This window comes from Azospirillum lipoferum 4B (assembly GCF_000283655.1).
GTDB classification, from domain to species: Bacteria; Pseudomonadota; Alphaproteobacteria; order Azospirillales; family Azospirillaceae; genus Azospirillum; species Azospirillum lipoferum_C.
This window is the reverse complement of sequence record NC_016586.1, coordinates 434,246-448,801: the sequence shown is the minus strand read 5'-3', so window position 1 is coordinate 448,801 and position 14,556 is coordinate 434,246. Positions and strand designations below refer to the sequence as shown.

13 protein-coding genes are annotated in these 14,556 nt (G+C 67.2%); 2 read left to right on the top strand and 11 right to left on the bottom strand.

Features of this window, described 5'->3' with window-relative positions; translation table 11 throughout:
* Positions 1-13: 13 nt before the first annotated feature.
* From AZOLI_RS20265 to AZOLI_RS20250, 4 genes are all read right to left on the bottom strand, one after another.
* The gene (locus tag AZOLI_RS20265) at positions 14-1,240 is read right to left on the bottom strand and encodes an acetate/propionate family kinase (protein ID WP_014189007.1); all 1,227 of its coding nucleotides are present in this window, start codon (positions 1,238-1,240) and stop codon (positions 14-16) included.
* Between the two features lie 12 nt (positions 1,241-1,252).
* Positions 1,253-2,695 (bottom strand): bifunctional enoyl-CoA hydratase/phosphate acetyltransferase, encoded by a 1,443-nt coding sequence (locus tag AZOLI_RS20260; protein WP_014189006.1) that lies wholly within the window; start codon positions 2,693-2,695, stop codon positions 1,253-1,255.
* Between the two features lie 419 nt (positions 2,696-3,114).
* Positions 3,115-4,392 (bottom strand): phosphopyruvate hydratase, encoded by a 1,278-nt coding sequence (gene eno / locus AZOLI_RS20255; protein WP_014189005.1) that lies wholly within the window; start codon positions 4,390-4,392, stop codon positions 3,115-3,117.
* A 193-nt stretch (positions 4,393-4,585) separates the two neighbouring features.
* Positions 4,586-5,467: a formate/nitrite transporter family protein gene (locus tag AZOLI_RS20250; RefSeq protein WP_014189004.1), complete on the bottom strand. Its 882-nt coding sequence runs from the start codon at positions 5,465-5,467 to the stop codon at positions 4,586-4,588.
* Between the two features lie 414 nt (positions 5,468-5,881).
* Between AZOLI_RS20250 and AZOLI_RS20245 the strand changes: the two genes are divergently transcribed.
* Entirely contained in the window at positions 5,882-6,808 is a 927-nt protein-coding gene (locus tag AZOLI_RS20245) for an ABC transporter ATP-binding protein (protein WP_014189003.1), read from the top strand.
* Positions 6,805-7,566: an ABC transporter permease gene (locus AZOLI_RS20240; protein ID WP_014189002.1), complete on the top strand. Its 762-nt coding sequence runs from the start codon at positions 6,805-6,807 to the stop codon at positions 7,564-7,566. The genes AZOLI_RS20245 and AZOLI_RS20240 overlap by 4 nt, the downstream gene beginning before the upstream one ends.
* A gap of 48 nt (positions 7,567-7,614) precedes the next feature.
* On the opposite strand, the gene AZOLI_RS20235 is transcribed toward AZOLI_RS20240, so the two are convergent.
* The 7 genes from AZOLI_RS20235 to AZOLI_RS20205 form a co-directional block, all read right to left on the bottom strand.
* A complete protein-coding gene (locus AZOLI_RS20235; protein ID WP_014189001.1) occupies positions 7,615-8,199 on the bottom strand; it encodes a gamma carbonic anhydrase family protein in 585 nt (194 codons plus the stop codon).
* 24 nt (positions 8,200-8,223) lie between these two features.
* Positions 8,224-9,456, bottom strand: a complete 1,233-nt coding sequence (locus tag AZOLI_RS20230) for a CaiB/BaiF CoA transferase family protein (RefSeq protein ID WP_014189000.1) — start codon at positions 9,454-9,456, stop codon at positions 8,224-8,226.
* The gene (locus AZOLI_RS20225; protein ID WP_014188999.1) at positions 9,449-10,396 is read right to left on the bottom strand and encodes a hydroxymethylglutaryl-CoA lyase; all 948 of its coding nucleotides are present in this window, start codon (positions 10,394-10,396) and stop codon (positions 9,449-9,451) included. Before AZOLI_RS20225 ends, AZOLI_RS20230 begins: the two co-directional genes overlap by 8 nt.
* 87 nt (positions 10,397-10,483) lie before the next feature.
* Positions 10,484-11,767 (bottom strand): TRAP transporter large permease, encoded by a 1,284-nt coding sequence (locus tag AZOLI_RS20220; protein ID WP_014188998.1) that lies wholly within the window; start codon positions 11,765-11,767, stop codon positions 10,484-10,486.
* Positions 11,764-12,342, bottom strand: a complete 579-nt coding sequence (locus AZOLI_RS20215) for a TRAP transporter small permease (RefSeq protein ID WP_014188997.1) — start codon at positions 12,340-12,342, stop codon at positions 11,764-11,766. Before AZOLI_RS20215 ends, AZOLI_RS20220 begins: the two co-directional genes overlap by 4 nt.
* Before the next feature lie 14 nt (positions 12,343-12,356).
* Positions 12,357-13,394, bottom strand: coding sequence for a TRAP transporter substrate-binding protein DctP (gene dctP / locus AZOLI_RS20210; RefSeq protein WP_014188996.1), 1,038 nt, complete (start codon positions 13,392-13,394; stop codon positions 12,357-12,359).
* A gap of 159 nt (positions 13,395-13,553) precedes the next feature.
* The gene (locus tag AZOLI_RS20205; protein WP_014188995.1) at positions 13,554-14,507 is read right to left on the bottom strand and encodes a LysR family transcriptional regulator; all 954 of its coding nucleotides are present in this window, start codon (positions 14,505-14,507) and stop codon (positions 13,554-13,556) included.
* Between the last annotated feature and the right edge of the window lie 49 nt (positions 14,508-14,556).

Genomic DNA, 14,556 nt, shown 5'->3' with positions numbered 1-14,556 from the left:
TGGGAGAGGGCCTTTACGCCGCCCGGCTCAGCGCCTCGGCGGCGATGACGCCGAGCGTGTGGCGGGCGATCATCCGTTCCTCGTCGGTCGGGATGATGAAGACCGGCACCCGGCTGTCCTGGGCGGAGATGCGCGTCGCCTTCGCCCGGTTGGCCGCCGCGTCGATCGACACGCCGAGCCAGCCCAGCTTCTCCGCCACCCGAGCCCGCACCAGCGTGGAGTTCTCGCCCACGCCCGCGGTGAACACCACTGCGTCCAGGCCGCCCATCGAGCCGGCCAGCGCCGCAACCTGCTTGGCGACGTTGTGGCAGAACAGCTCCACCGCCTCGGCAGCTGCCGGATGGTCGGAATTCTCCAGGTCGCGCATGTCGTTGGAGAGGCCCGAAACGCCGAGCATGCCCGACTTGTGGTAGAGCAGCTTCTCCAGCTCGTCGGCGCCGTAGCCCTTCTCGCGCATCAGGTAGATCAGCACGCCGGGATCGATGGCGCCCGGCCGGGTGCCCATCGGCACGCCGTCCAGCGCGGTGAAGCCCATGGTGGTGTCGACGCTGTGCCCGGCGCGCATGGCGCACAGGCTGGCGCCGCTGCCGAGATGGCAGACCACCACATGCGCATTCGCCAGCTCCGGCGCCATCTGCGGCAGGCGGTGCGCGATGTACTCGTAGCTCAACCCGTGGAAGCCGTAGCGGCGGATGCCCTCCGCCGTCAGTTCGCGCGGGATGGCGAAGGTCTGCGACTGCCAGGGCTGGGTCTGGTGGAAGGCGGTGTCGAAGCAGGCGACCTGCGGCAGCGACGGGTAGACCTGGGCCAGCGCCCGCATGGCGGCGATGTTGTGCGGCTCGTGCAGCGGGGCGAGCGGGATCAGCTCCTCCAACTGGTCGAGCACGGTCGCCGTCACCCGCACCGGAGCGGAAAAGCGGGTGCCGCCATGGACGACGCGATGGCCGGCGGCCACCAGCGTGGCGCCCTTCAGCGTGTCGCCGATCCAGTCGAGCAGATGGTGGAGAAGCTCCGGACGGCCCGGATTCTCACCGGCGGCCCAGCTATGGTCGGCGATCTTGTGGCGGGCGGCGTCCTTCGCCTCGAAGCGGGGCGCCGTGCCGATGCCGGAGATCTGGCCGGTGACGACCGGTTCCAACTCCGTGGCGCTGCCGCCCTGGAAGACGGAGAACTTCAGGCTGGAGGAGCCGGCGTTGATGACGAGGCAGGCGTCGCTGCCGGAATTGGAATGTGCAGCCATGACGAAAGCGTCCTATTCGGCGGCCAGCGCGAGCTTGGGCTGGCGTTTTGCGGCGGCGACCAGCGAGGCGACGGCGCAGGAGGCGAGGCGCGCCCGCACATTGTCGGCGCGGCTGGTGAGGATGACCGGAACCTTGGCGCCCAGCACGATGCCGGCGAGGTCGGCATTCGCCAGGAAGGACAGCTGCTTGACCAGCATGTTGCCGGCTTCCAGGTCGGGGGCGAGCAGGATGTCCGGCTGCCCGGCGACCGGGGAGACGATGCCCTTGGTGCGGGCGGCCTCGGCGGAGATGGCGTTGTCGAAGGCCAGCGGGCCGTCCAGGATGCCGCCGGTGATCTGGCCGCGGTCGGCCATCTTGCACAGGGCGGCGGCTTCCAGCGTGGTGTTGATCTTCGGGTTGATCGTCTCGACCGCCGACAGGATGGCGACGCGCGGGGTGGCGACGCCCAGCACCTTGGCAAGGTCGATGGCGTTCTGGACGATGTGGACCTTGTCCTCCAGCGTCGGGTAGATGTTGATCGCCGCATCGGTGATCAGCAGCGTCTTGGAATATGTGGGCACATTCATCAGGAAGACGTGGCTGATCCGGCTGGCGGTGCGCAGGCCGGTCTCCTTCTTCACCACCTCGCCCATCAGCTCGTCGGTGTGCAGGCTGCCCTTCATCACCGCTTCGGCCTCGCCGGTGCGGGCCAGCGCCACGGCGGCTGCCGCGGCGGCGCGGCTGTGGGCGGCGTCGACCATGCGGTAGCGGGCGATGTCGAGCCCGTTGGCCGCGGCGACCTTGCGGATGAGGGCTTCCGGCCCGACCAGGATCGGCTCGATCAGCCCGGCCTCGGCGGCCTCGACGGCACCCTGGAGGGAGCTGGCGTCGCAGGGATAGGCCACGGCGGTGACGACCGGAGGCAGCTCGTCGCATTTGGCGAGCAGGGCGTCGTGCTTGTCGTGGCGGATCATCTGGATCTGCGGCAGCTCATGCGCCGGGCGGATGACCTTCTGGGTGGGGGCGATGACCTCGGCGGTGCCCAGCAGCACGATCTCGCCATCCTGGTTGGTGCAGACGCAATCGAAGACGACGAGGTTTTTCTCCGGGCGTTTCTCGGTGACGGTGACGGTGGCAGTGATGATGTCGCCAAGCCCGACCGGGCGGCGGAACTGCAGGCTCTGTCCGGCATAGAGCGAGCCGGCGCCGGGCAGATAGGTGCCCAGCACGCCCGAGATCAGCGAGGCGGTCCACATACCGGGACCGATCACCTTCTGGAAGCGGCTGTCGGCCGCGAATTTCGGGTCGAGATGGGCCGGGTTGATGTTGCCCGATACGGTGGCGAACAGCTCCACATCCATCAGCGTCAGCTGACGGGAAAGGCTGGCCGTCTGGCCGATCCGAATCTCGTCGAAGGTCACATTCTCGACCACGGCGCCGATGCCGTTGCCGAACGCTTCACCACTGGCACGCATTTTTTGAACACTCCGGTTGACCGGGTCGATCGAGCGGCCCGTTTTGCGGTCCGACAGGGCAGCGCCTGGAAAATCGGAAACGTTCCGCTGCCGGCTTGGGCCGGCTTTCTGCGCCGCGCGGGAACCATAGATATATTAGTATATTAAATGTGCATTGCAACATAGAACCAACGGAAACCCCGGCCCTTGACACTATGCCGCAGGTCTGTGGTGCGGCTGGGCGGGGAACCCCCCTTCCCCCGGGGAGAGAGTCGGGGGAAGGGGGCAGAAGGGCGAGCAATCTCAGCGATCACGTTGCTCGCCGCCCGTCCTAGAAGCCCCTTTGGGCGCGGCCCTTCCGGTCCTTGTCGCTTCTCCGGGGGCGGGAGAGAGCGGGGGGGGGACGGCCGCGGGGCAGGGGGCCTCCGGATCTCTGGAAATCAAGCCTTCAGAATGCCGCGGCCGGCGAAGCGGGCGGCCACACCCAGCTGCTCCTCGATGCGGATCAGCTGGTTGTACTTGGCCAGACGATCCGAACGGCTCAGCGAGCCGGTCTTGATCTGGCCGCAGTTGGTGGCGACGGCGAGGTCGGCGATGGTGCTGTCCTCGGTCTCGCCCGAGCGGTGCGACAGCACGGCGGTGTAGCCGGCCTTGTGCGCCATATCGACCGCTTCCAGCGTCTCCGACAGCGTGCCGATCTGGTTGACCTTCACCAGGATCGAGTTCGCCACGCCTTGGCGGATGCCCTGGGCCAGACGCTTCGGGTTGGTGACGAACAGGTCGTCGCCGACCAGCTGCACCTTGTTGCCGATGGCGTCGGTCAGCGCCTTCCAGCCTTCCCAATCGTCCTCGGCCATGCCGTCCTCGATCGAGATGATCGGGAAGCGGCCGACCAGATCGGACCAGTAGGCGACCATCTGCTCCGGCGACAGCGACTTGCCTTCGCCGGCCAGTTCATACTTGCCGTTCTTGAAGAACTCGGTCGAGGCGGCGTCGAGCGCCAGCATCACGTCATCGCCCGGCTTGTAGCCGGCAGCCTCGATGGCCTTCATGACGAAGCCGAGCGCCTCGTCGGTGGAGCCGATGTTGGGGGCGAAGCCGCCCTCGTCGCCGACATTGGTGTTGTGGCCGGCGTCCTTCAGCTTCTTCTTCAGCGACTGGAAGATCTCGGACCCCATGCGGATGGCGTCGGCGCCGGTTTCGGCGCCCACCGGCATGATCATGAATTCCTGGATGTCGATGGGGTTGTCGGCATGGGCGCCGCCGTTGATGATGTTCATCATCGGCACCGGCAGCAGCGAGGCGAAGGCGCCGCCGACATAGCGGTAGAGCGGCAGGCCGGCATCCTCGGCGGCGGCGCGGGCGACCGCCAGCGACACGCCCAGGATGGCGTTGGCGCCGAGCCGGCTCTTGTTCTCGGTGCCGTCGATCTCGATCATGGTCATGTCGAGCACGCGCTGGTCGTCGGCATCCATGCCGATCAGGGCCTTGGCGAGTTCGCCGTTGACCGACTGCACGGCCTTCAGCACGCCCTTGCCGCCGAAGCGGTTCTTCTCGCCATCGCGCAGTTCGACGGCTTCATGGGCGCCGGTCGAGGCGCCCGACGGCACCGCGGCGCGGCCGAAGGCGCCGGTTTCGAGGGTGACATCGACCTCGACGGTGGGGTTGCCGCGGCTGTCCAGGATTTCGCGGGCGCGGATTTCGGTGATGGCGCTCATGGGAAGGGATGTCCCGTATCTTGAAGGGTTGTTCGGTAGGGCCGATAGCCGCGTTGATTTCGACCGTCATTCCCGCGGAAGGCGGGACTCCAGGGCACGCGGAGGGAAGCCGGCGAGGCGGCCTGGACCCCCGCTTTCACGGGGATGACGGATTGGAGAAAGGGGTGGATGGGGAGGGGAGGTGCGCCGCCGCTCAGCGCAGCTTGGGGCGGCGGTAGATGAACCAGTAGACGGCACCCACCATGACCGCTCCGCCGATCCAGTTGCCGATGGTGACGGCGGCGAGATTGACGAAGTAGTGGCCGATGGGGATCGAAGGGGCGGAGCGGCCGAGGTCGGCCCAGAAGCTGTCCGGCGCGCCCCATTCGATCAGCAGGCCGAGCGGGACGAAATACATGTTGGCGACGCAGTGCTCGAAACCGGCGGCGACGAAGGCGGCGACCGGGAAGGTGATCGCCAGGATCTTGTCGCCGACGCTGCGCGCACCCAGCGCCAGCCAGACGGCAAGGCAGACCAGCACGTTGCAGAGGATGCCGAGGAAGAAGGCCTGGCTTGTCGGCAGCGAGCTTTTGGCCACCGCGAAATACAGCGCCGATGCGCCGACCGCACCGTGCCCGAAGGTGTATTGCCCCGACAGGAAGACCAGCAGCGCCGTGCCGGCGGCGCCGACGAAGTTGCCGATCCACACCGTGGTCCACACCCGCATCATCTCGCGGGCATGCAACCGCCCGCTGGCCCAGGCCATCACCATCAGCGCGTCGCCGGTGAACAGCTGGGCGCCGCCGACGATCACCAGGATCAGCCCCATGGAGAAGACCAGACCGCCCAGCAGCCGGGTCAGGCCGTAGGGCAGCATGCCTTCCGCCCCCGACATGGTGACGGTGGCGAACAGGCCGCCCAGCGCGATGAAGGCGCCGGCCAGCACGGCCAGGGCGAACAGGGTGGGGGTGTCGTAATGTGCCTTCTTGACGCCGAGGTTTTCGGCGGCGAGCGCGATGGCGTCGGGCATCAGTGCGTCGAGAGTCTGCGGAGTCGGCTGGCTCCAGCCCCCCACGTCCTTGCTGTCCATGTTCATCGGTCGATGTCCTTGCTGCCGCGCATCGGTGCAGGCCCGTCGGCGGAAAGCGGTCCCGGACCCTGCCGGTCTCCGCGCCCGTCTTGTAGCTTTACTACATACTCCTGTCTGGGCAGCCCGTGCAAGCGCGCCCCCTGGGTAATTCCGTCGCAGGGCACGCGCAAACGGCAGGTTGAAAAACAAGTGTTTTCAATGGAAATACGGTCGATGCGTGCATCGGTTGCGCTTCTGTAGTGTTGCTACATCATGCCTGGGGACGGCATGGGGAGGAAGGCTTGGCCTGCGCGCGGAAGGAGACTCCGGGCGGTGAGGTGAGTTACCGGTAACGTGGGTGCGGCATTGCGCCACAGACGCTATGCTGACGCCCGCTCCAATGGCGCCCGCACCCGGCGCATCCGCAAGCCGAGGGGAGATATGCAGCCAATCATTCAGATCCGTGGGTTGGAAAAGACCTACGCATCCGGCTTCCAGGCCCTGAAGGGCGTCGATCTCGACATCCGCCGTGGCGAGATCTTCGCGCTGCTGGGGCCGAACGGCGCCGGCAAGACGACGCTGATCAGCATCGTCTGCGGCATCGTCCGGGCGACGGCCGGCAGCGTGACGGTGGACGGCCACGACATCATGCGCGACTGGCGCGCCGCGCGGTCCCTGATCGGCCTCGTTCCGCAGGAACTGACGACCGAATCGTTCGAAAGCGTCTGGGCGACCGTCAGCTTCAGCCGCGGCCTGTTCGGCAAGCCGCCCGACCCCGCGGTGATCGAGCGGATCCTGAAGGACCTGTCCCTGTGGGACAAGAAGGACACCAAGGTCATGGCGTTGTCCGGCGGCATGAAGCGGCGGGTGCTGATCGCCAAGGCGCTGTCGCACGAGCCGCGCGTCCTGTTCCTGGACGAGCCGACCGCCGGCGTGGATGTGGAGCTTCGCCGCGGCATGTGGGAGATGATCGGACGCCTGCGCGACAGCGGCGTCACCATCATCCTGACCACCCACTATATCGAAGAGGCCGAGGAGATGGCCGACAGCATCGGCGTGATCTCCGGCGGGCGGATCATCCTGGTGGAGGAAAAGGCCGCGCTGATGGAAAAGCTCGGCAAGCGGCTGCTGACCTTGCAGCTGCTGTCCCCGCTGGACTCCATCCCGCCCGAACTGGCGGGCTATCCCCTGACCCTGTCGGGCGATGGGCGGGAACTGGTCTACAGCTTCGACACGCAGGGCGAACGCACCGGCATCGCCGGGCTGCTGCGCAAGCTCGGCGACCACGGCATCACCTATACTAATCTGCGCACCGAGGAGAGCTCCCTGGAGGAGATCTTCGTCAGCCTCGTGAGGGAGCGGGCATGAACCTGCATGCGATCAAGGCCATCTACGTCTTCGAGCTGGCCCGCACCTGGCGCACGCTGTTCCAGAGCATCGCCGGGCCGGTGATCTCCACCTCGCTGTACTTCATCGTCTTCGGGGCGGCCATCGGCGGACGCTTCGCGGCGGTGGAGGGCGTCAGCTACGGCGCCTTCCTCGTCCCCGGCCTCGTCATGATGTCGGTGCTGACGGAAAGCGTCTCGAATGCGTCCTTCGGCATCTACATGCCGCGCTATTCCGGCACGATCTACGAACTGCTGTCGGCCCCCGTCTCCGCCTTCGAAACGGTGATCGGCTATGTCGGGGCGGCGGCGACCAAGTCCGTCATCCTCGGCACGCTGATCCTGCTGACCGCAAGGCTGTTCGTGGATTTCTCCATCGCCCACCCGGTCTGGATGGTGGCCTTCCTGGTGATGACGTCGGTGACCTTCAGCCTGCTGGGCTTCATCCTGGGCATCTGGGCCGATGGCTGGGAAAAGCTGCAGATCGTGCCGATGCTGATCGTCACGCCGCTGGCCTTCCTGGGCGGCAGCTTCTATTCGATCGGCATGCTGCCGCCCTTCTGGCAGAAGGTCACCCTGTTCAACCCGGTGGTCTATCTGGTCAGCGGCTTCCGCTGGAGCTTCTACGGCGCCGCCGACGTGCCGGTCGCGCTGAGCCTTGCCATGGTCGCGCTGATGATGGCGATCTGCCTCGCCATCGTCTGGTGGATCTTCCGCACCGGCTATAAGCTGAAGAACTGAGGGCCTGTTTCACAGGGTGAGGCGCTCGCCGCGTCGGGCGCAAGTGCCTCACCCGCGACCCGAAGCGGTCCGTGCAAGCCCGGCGTAATGCCGGACGTCGAAGGCGATGAACTCGACCTCCGCGTCGGTGACGTCGCGCAGAAGCCTGGCCGGGCTGCCGGCCCAGAGCTGGCGGGCGGGGATGCGCTTGCGCGGAGTCAGGACGGATCCCGCGGCCAGCATGGCGCCGCTTTCGACGACGGCCCCATCCAGCACGATGGAGCCAATGCCGATCAGGCAGCCGTCGGCCAGCGTGCAGCCATGCATCCGCACGCCATGGCCGATAACGACGTCGGCGCCGATGACGGTGGGATATTCGTTCAGCATGACATGGATGATGGTGCCGTCCTGGATGTTGGTGCGCGGCCCCACCGTGATGCTGTGGTCGTCGCCGCGCAGGACGCAGCCGTACCAGACGCTGGCCTCCGCCCCGATGGTCACGTCACCCACCACCACCGCGCCGGGGGCGATGAAGGCGTCGGCGGCGATGCGCGGCCACACGCCTTTGACGGGCTGGATGATGGCGCCGGGATGGCGGGCCGGCAGGGCCTCGCCGGTCTCAAAAGCCGTTTCTGTTGCGCTTTCGGAGGTCATTGCTTCGTTCCTTTTCCATGCCGGTCAGGAGGCGAGCCGCTCCTCCCTCGCCTTCGGTCCTTCGGCCGGATCGGCCACCACCCCGGCGGCAAGCAACCGCTCGATCTCCGCCTGAGTATAGCCCAATTCGGCCAGCAGCGCCGCGCTCTGCGCGCCGACCGGGGGCAGCGCCATGCGCGGACCCAGCCGCTGCCCGTCCAGCGTCAGCGGCAGCAGCGGAACGCGCGTCTCTCCGCCGGTCTCGGTGGTGATGGAGGCGAGGCCGCCGCTCTGGTTCAGGTGGGGATCGTCGAACAGTTCCTCCGGCCGGTTGATCGGGGCATAGGGCAGGCCGTTGCGCTCGAACAGCTCGGAGATCTCGGCCTTGCTGTAGGCGGCGAGGCGGCGGCGGATCTCCGGCAGCATCCAGTCGCGGGCGAGGCAGCGCTTGGTGTTGCCGTCCAACCTGGGGTCGGCCAGCAGATCGTCGAAGCCGAAGGCGGTGCAGAAGGTCCGCCATTGCACGTCGCTGACCGCGCCCAGGAAGATCTGCTCGCCGTCCTTCACCTCGAAGGTGTCGTAGATGCTGAAGGCGGCGATGCGCTCGGGGAAGGGGGGCGGGGCTTCGCCGGTCACGGCGAACTGCTGCATGTGCTGGGCCGACAGCAGGACGCAGGTCTCATACAGGCCGGATTGGATGTCCTGGCCGCGGCCGGTGGCCTCGCGGGTGCGCAGCGCCGCCATGATGCCGATGACGCCGAACATGCCGCCCATGATGTCGTTGACCGAACTGCCGGCGCGGAGCGGCCGGCCGGTGGGGCCGGTCATGTAGGCGAGCCCGGCCATCATCTGCACCACCTCGTCCAGCGCGGTGCGCTTCTCGTAGGGGCCGGGCAGGAAGCCCTTCAGCGACAGGTTGACGATGCGCGGGTTGCGCGCGGCAAGGCTGGCGTAGTCGAGGCCGTAGCGCGCCATCAGGCCGGGGCGGAAATTCTCCAGCACCACGTCGGCGGTGTCGACCAGCTTGTGGACGGCGGCCAGCCCGTCGGGGCTGTTCAGGTCGACGGCCAGCGACTTCTTGTTGCGGTTGAAGGTACGGAAGAAGCCGGCGGCGGCCCCCGGCAGGCTGCGGGTCTTGTCGCCGGTCACCGGTTCCACCTTGATCACGTCGGCACCGAGATCGCCGAGGATCATGCCGCAGGTCGGCCCCATCACCATGTGGGAGAATTCGACGACGCGGATGCCGGATAGCGGGAGGGTGGTATTGCTGTCAGGCATGGACGGGACTCCGGTGGAAATGGCTTCGGTCGAAATGCTTGGGCAGGCCGGCGGCGGCGATCTTGCCGTGCAGCGTCTGGCCGGGAAGAAGGGTGGCGAGCAGGCGTTGCGCCTCGATCAGGGCGTCCAGGTCGATGCCGGTGTCGAATCCCATCGACTCCAGCATGAAGACCAGATCCTCGGTCGCGACATTGCCGCTGGCGCCGGGGGCGTGCGGGCAGCCGCCGAGCCCGCCCAGCGAGGCGTCGAACTCGCGGATGCCGAGGTCCAGGACGGCAAGGCAGTTGGCGAGGCCGAGGCCGCGGGTGTCGTGGAAATGGGCGCCCTGCAGCCGGTCGCCGGCGATGTCCTTCACCCGGCTGTAAAGGCGGCGGACCTGCGCCGGATTTGCGTATCCAACAGTATCGGCCAGCGCCACGCGGTCGGCCCCGGCCTCCAGGCAGGATTCGCACAGGCGCACCACCTCGTCCTCCGGCACCGCGCCCTGGATGGTGCAGCCGAAGGCGGTGGAGATGCCGGCGTCGATGCGGGTCTTGTAGCCGCCCTCATCGCGGGCGCGGCAGACGCGGGCCAATTCCTCCACCGACTCCTCGCGGGTCTTGCGGATGTTGGCGCGGCTGTGCGCCTCGCTGGCAGACAGCGGCAGGACGATGACGTCGGAACCGGCGGCGAGTGCGGCCATGGCGCCCTTCAGGTTGGGGGCCAGCGTGTGGACGACGATGCCGGGCAACGCACGGGCGCCGGCCACCACCTCGGCCGCGTCGACCATCTGGGGCAGCAGCCTGGGCGGAACGAAGGAGGCGGCTTCGAAGCGGCGGACGCCGGCGCGGTGCTCCGCCTCCAGCCAGCGCAGCTTGTCGGCGGTGGGCACCACGCGGTCGAGGATCTGGAGCCCGTCGCGCAGGCCGACCTCGACGATGGTCACGGGATCTTTCGTCATGGCAAGGATCCTCCGTCCGGATGCGCCGGGAGGTTGCGCATCCGGTGGAAACGGGAAGGGAAAGGCCGGAACGGTTTTAAAGAGCGGTCAGATGCCGAAGCCCGCAGCCTGCGGCAGCCAGAGCGACAGCGACGGGACCAGCCAGGTCACGAACAGGCCCGCCATCATCAGCAGCACATAGGGCAGGGCGCCGCGCGTGACCTCGGCAAGGGACGACGTGGTTATGCCTTTGATGACGAACAGGTTCATGCCCACTGGCGGGGTGATCAGAGCCAGTTCCAGGTTGATCATCAGCATCACGCCGTACCAGATCGGGTCGATACCCAGCGCAGTCATCACCGGCAGGATGATGGGGGTGGTGATCAGGATGATGGCGATGGTCTCCAGGAACATGCCCAGGATGAAGATCGCGAACATCACCGCCAGGATGAAGCCGCCCTGCGACAGCCCCAGCGCCGTCACCGTTTCCATGATCTGGGCCGGCAGGCGGATGATGGTGATGGCGTGGCCGAACATGCCGGCGGCGGCGATGATCATGAACAACATGGCGCTGGTCCGCATCGTCTGCACGCCGCAATCCAGCAGGTCGGCGAAGGACACGTTGCGGTAGACCAGCAGCGCAACCGCCAGCGCATAGACCGCACCGACCGCCGCGGCCTCGCCCGGCGTGAAGACGCCGAGATAGATGCCGCCCAGGATCAGCGGCGGCATCAGAACTGCCCAGATCGACTTGCGGAAGGCCGCGGCGACGGCGCCGAAGCCGGGCCAGGGCTGCGACTGGACACTGTCCTGCCGCTTGGCCTGGAGCCAGCTGTAGCCGGCGAACAGAACCGCCATCAGCAGGCCCGGAACGATCCCGGCCAGGAACAGGGCGCCGATGGACGCGTCGGTGACGATGGCGTAGAGGATCATCGGCCCCGACGGCGGGATCAGGATGCCCAGCGTGCCGCCGGCGGCGATCAGCCCGTAGGTGTCGCGCTGGCGGTAGCCGTAACGCTTCATCTGCGGGATGGAGATCGAGCCGATGGTCAGCGCCGTCGCCACCGACGAACCGGAAATGGTCGAGAAGATGGTGCAGGACAGGATGGTGGCGAAGCTGAGCCCGCCCTTGATGTGCCCGACCAGCGTGTTCGACATCTCATAGAGGTCGTCGACCACCTTGGCCTTGATCATGATGTGCGCCATCAGGGCGAACATCGGGATGGTGGCGAGCAGCGGGTTGTTCAGGCTGGAGAACACCGCGTCGGCCATGCTGTCGATGCTGCCCTCGAACAGGACCAGCACGCCGAGCGAGGTGAGGGAGAGTGCCGCGAAGATCGGCATGCCGCTGAAAAGCAGGAGCAGCAGCAGGCCCAGGATCAGGAACGTCATCGGTGGCCTCCCCTCGTCTCATCCGTCCCGTCGCCCGCCAGAGCGGCGAGCAGCTTGGCGAAGGCGACGACTCCCAGCAGGGCGGCGCCGATGGGAAGCGTGGCCTGCGGGATCCACATCGGCAGCTCCAGTTGGCCCGGCGAGAAGGCGTCGAAGTCATAGGAGAACATGGCGGTGTGCCAGCCGGTGCGGGCCAGCAGCACGGCGACGACCAGCACAGCCAGATTGGACCAGGCATCCAGCCAGCGCCGGCCGCGCGGACCGACCAAGCCCATGATCAGATCGATGCGGATATGATGGCCGGTGCGCAGCGCCTCGGCCGCGCCGGCCATCACCATGGCGACGACCATGAAGCCGCAGGCCTCGTCCACACCCTCCAGGGGCCGACCCACGACATAGCGGGCGAAGACACCGGCCGCGGTCAGGGCCAGAACGACGACGATCAGCAGGATGCTGAGCGCGCCGCCGATGCGCGACAGGACCGACGCTGCGCCGGTCAGCAGGCGCAGGGCGCCGTGGGACGCGCCCTTGCCGCTTGCAGGCGTTGCGGTGTCGGGGGTGGACATGCTGCTCATGGCCGGTCCCCTCTTCACTGGAGTTTATTGACGAGTTCCAGAAGCTTGCGGCCGTCGGCGCCGGCTTCGTCGGCGAAGCCTTCGGCGAAGGCGGGAGCCATAGCGGCCTTGAAGGCGGCATTCTCCTCCGGCGTCGCGATGTGGACCTTGACGCCCTTCGATGCCAAATCCGCCGGGGCGCTGGCCGCGGCCTCCTGCGAGGCGTCGATCGCCCAGCCGGCGGCAAGCTCGCCGGCCTTCTTCAGGGCGGCCTTGTCCTTGTCCGTCAGCTTGTTGTACCAGCCGGGATTGACATAGCCGTGCAGATAGGCGGCCAGCACCGGCACCACGGTCATATGGTCCTGCACCTCGTAGTATTTGCGCGACCAGGCGGCGGCGACGTCGGTGATGGCGGAGTCGATGACGCCGGTCGCCAGCGCCTGATAGACCTCGCTGCCGGGAATCGCCACCGGGGTGGCGCCCATCGCCTTCAGCCCGCGGTCGAAGGCAGGGCCCAGGCCGCGCATCTTCTGTCCCTGGAAGTCGGCCGGCTTCAACAACGGCTTGCCCTTCGATGTGAAGACGCTGGTGTTGGTCTGGAACATCCAGGCGATGTTCTTCACGCCCTTCTTCAGCAGGCGTTCCTCAAGGAAGGCAGCCGCTTCGGAGTCCGGCCATTTCTTCCACGCCTCGATCGATGACATGGTGTAGGGGCCGACCGTGACGTTCATCAGCGGCAGCGTCTTGCCCCACTGGAAATTCAGCGAAAAGGCGCATTCGATGTCGCCCTTGGCGACGGCCAGGATGTTCTCGTTGGCCTTGATCAGGCTGTCGGAGCCGAAAACCTGGACGTCGAGATTGCCGTCCGACAGGGTCTTCACCTCCGCCGCCCAGCGGTCGACGACCTTCGCGATGTGGTGGGACGGCGGCAGCTGATGGCTGCAGCGCATCCGTGTCGCCGCCTCCGCATCCGTCGGCAGCACCGCCAGCGCCGTGGCCGAAGCGGCGGCGAGCAGCGCCAGCATCGGCTTCGCAAGGAAAAAATAGTGGCTGGACGTCTTGGTGGGCGTCATGTCCTGCACCTCCCTCTGGTGGTTCGTTGCGGCGTTCCGGCGGCGGAGAAGCAGGTGCCGGAAACCGGGCCCATTCAACTGCGGGCCTTCCGATTGTTTGTCTGCAAAACAGATCACCACGGGGAGGCAGGGTCGTAAAATATAAAGAAAAGAACCGAGCTATCTGGTTTCGAGATGGGTATCGTGCCACCGGCCGGGCCAACGGCCGCTCGCCTGCGCCTCGTGCACCACATCGATCATCAGCCGCCGCGCCTCCATCACCGCGCGGGACGCGGTCTTCATGCGCGAGGACACCAGATACAGGGTGCGTCCCATCGTCGGGTTCACCACCGGCCGCGCCACCAGTTCGCCGCGGGCGATCTCGTCGCCGGCCAGCGCCGCCGACTGGATGGTTACGCCCAGCCCGGCGCTGACCGCCCGTTTCAGCGGTATGGCCGATTCGATTTCCATATAGACCTTCGCGGCGATGGCGTTGCGCACCTCCACGTCGCTGGCCAGCGCCTGCAGCACGGCGGTGCGGCCGGGCATGATCAGCGGCAGGCGCAGCGCGTCGGCCAGATCGATCGGCCCCCCGTCGCCGAGCATCGCGCGGGTGCCGAGGCAGACCAGTTCCTCGTCCAGCAGCGGCACGCCTTCCAACCGGTCGTCGTTGGGAGCCACCAGGGTCAGGGCGAGGTCGGCCTGACCGGACAGCATCCACTGGTGCATGATCTCGCTGTGCGCCTCGATGACGCGGAGCTTCACCTCGGTCAGAGTGGATACCACCCGGCGGATGAAGGGCAGGCCGATGGCCTCCATCGCGGTGTAGTTGAAGCCGACCATCACCGGCCCCACCACCGCCCGCGCCAACGACAGCACGTCCAGTTCCGCCTGCTCCAGCGCGTGCAGCACGCCCCTGGCATGGGCGTGCAGCCGTTCTCCCGCCTCGGTCCGGCTGACGCCACGCGGCTGCCTCACCAGAAGCTGGACTCCCAGATCCTCCTCCAGCGTCGCCACATGCTGGCTGATCGCCGACTGGGCGACGTTCAGAAACTCGCTGGCTTTGGAAAAGCTGCCCAGTTCGCAGACGGCAACGAAATAGCGGAGGCGGCGAAAATCCAGTTTGGTCGACATTCCGGCTTGCCCCAGGGTTGCCCGGCAGAGATGCGCCGGATTGGAAGGC

What these genes read in the sequence shown, in the direction of transcription:
- AZOLI_RS20235 (WP_014189001.1), bottom strand. Translation starts at nt 8,199, where the DNA reads ATGACCTCCGAAAGCGCAACAGAAACGGCTTTTGAGACCGGCGAGGCC.
- dctP (WP_014188996.1), bottom strand. Translation starts at nt 13,394, where the DNA reads ATGACGCCCACCAAGACGTCCAGCCACTATTTTTTCCTTGCGAAGCCG.
- AZOLI_RS20225 (WP_014188999.1), bottom strand. Translation starts at nt 10,396, where the DNA reads ATGACGAAAGATCCCGTGACCATCGTCGAGGTCGGCCTGCGCGACGGG.
- AZOLI_RS20265 (WP_014189007.1), bottom strand. Translation starts at nt 1,240, where the DNA reads ATGGCTGCACATTCCAATTCCGGCAGCGACGCCTGCCTCGTCATCAAC.
- AZOLI_RS20230 (WP_014189000.1), bottom strand. Translation starts at nt 9,456, where the DNA reads ATGCCTGACAGCAATACCACCCTCCCGCTATCCGGCATCCGCGTCGTC.
- AZOLI_RS20220 (WP_014188998.1), bottom strand. Translation starts at nt 11,767, where the DNA reads ATGACGTTCCTGATCCTGGGCCTGCTGCTGCTCCTGCTTTTCAGCGGC.
- AZOLI_RS20205 (WP_014188995.1), bottom strand. Translation starts at nt 14,507, where the DNA reads ATGTCGACCAAACTGGATTTTCGCCGCCTCCGCTATTTCGTTGCCGTC.
- eno (WP_014189005.1), bottom strand. Translation starts at nt 4,392, where the DNA reads ATGAGCGCCATCACCGAAATCCGCGCCCGCGAAATCCTGGACAGCCGC.
- AZOLI_RS20240 (WP_014189002.1), top strand. Translation starts at nt 6,805, where the DNA reads ATGAACCTGCATGCGATCAAGGCCATCTACGTCTTCGAGCTGGCCCGC.
- AZOLI_RS20215 (WP_014188997.1), bottom strand. Translation starts at nt 12,342, where the DNA reads ATGAGCAGCATGTCCACCCCCGACACCGCAACGCCTGCAAGCGGCAAG.
- AZOLI_RS20260 (WP_014189006.1), bottom strand. Translation starts at nt 2,695, where the DNA reads ATGCGTGCCAGTGGTGAAGCGTTCGGCAACGGCATCGGCGCCGTGGTC.
- AZOLI_RS20245 (WP_014189003.1), top strand. Translation starts at nt 5,882, where the DNA reads ATGCAGCCAATCATTCAGATCCGTGGGTTGGAAAAGACCTACGCATCC.
- AZOLI_RS20250 (WP_014189004.1), bottom strand. Translation starts at nt 5,467, where the DNA reads ATGAACATGGACAGCAAGGACGTGGGGGGCTGGAGCCAGCCGACTCCG.